The sequence below is a fragment of the Mesorhizobium sp. M0239 genome (assembly GCF_040321815.1).
Lineage (GTDB): Bacteria > Pseudomonadota > Alphaproteobacteria > Rhizobiales > Rhizobiaceae > Mesorhizobium.
On record NZ_JAMYSG010000101.1, the window covers coordinates 1 to 945 of the forward strand.

1 protein-coding gene is annotated in these 945 nt (G+C 57.5%); it reads right to left on the reverse strand.

The genetic code is table 11. From position 1 onward, the window contains the following. Positions 1-296 precede the first annotated feature (296 nt). Positions 297-473 (reverse strand): hypothetical protein, encoded by a 177-nt coding sequence (locus NKI99_RS33760; RefSeq protein ID WP_352443074.1) that lies wholly within the window; start codon positions 471-473, stop codon positions 297-299. Positions 474-945 lie beyond the last annotated feature (472 nt).

Sequence of the window (945 nt, forward strand, 5' to 3'; positions counted from 1 at the left end):
TGGCCTCCAATCCAGCCAGCATCTTGAATCACAAACATCCGGCTTTGGGAATCCTACGATTCTCTCAAAATAGGAATCGCTCTAGGCCCCGGCAGGATCCGAACGGCCTCTCGGCGGCTCGAATCCCGCAAAGCTGAAGACCCTTCGCTCGCACTGCGTTCTGCCGGGCTACGCGTCGGCGGCGGCTGGCCAAGGGGCGCCGGTCAATGGGCAGAATGCACGGTTCGTGAAACGCGTTATGGGAGGTGAAGAAGATCATGCCGCGGCCGGCTGCTACGCACGATCGGTGATTGCCTCTATCTCCGGCTACCGGAGCGCTCTTCGGCTTCATCATCGATCCCGATCGGGGCTTTCCCGAGCATCTTCAGTGCCTCGTCCTTCGTGAGGCCGCACTTGCGCGCGAAGTAGAGCGCCTCGATCGCCTTTTCGCGGTCCGCCGTGGATTCCGTTTGCTGTCCTGGCTTTTTGCCCATCGTTCTCTGTCACCTCCGAGGCCACCGAACCATCACAGTGCCGCGTTGTTCCCTTCTCATCGGATTTGCTGAACTGCCGGAATGCGAATTCCTGTCGCCCACAACAGCATTGCGCCAGTTTCCTCCTGCGGTAGGAAACCAGTGATTGTTGCTTCCCCTGCCAAGGAGACATCGAACATGGACGTTTTACACGGCAGACCAGTTCGAAACTCAAGATCTGCTGCTTTCGCGCTATGCGTTTGATTGACCAACGATGGGTTTGGGGTCGAAAACGAGATGGATCCCAGGCGCAGCCTTAGAGCCTCACAGAACTATCACCCTCTTCCTTGTCGGGGTTTTGGCCAAATAGCGAAGATCGGGCTAGGTAGAAGACGGCCGATCGAGGTTGACTCGCGCGACGGCGTAGGCGTCAAGCGAGATGAATTGGTCATCCAGCGGTCTTGCGGAAATTTCCATGAAGTTGGGATCGGTT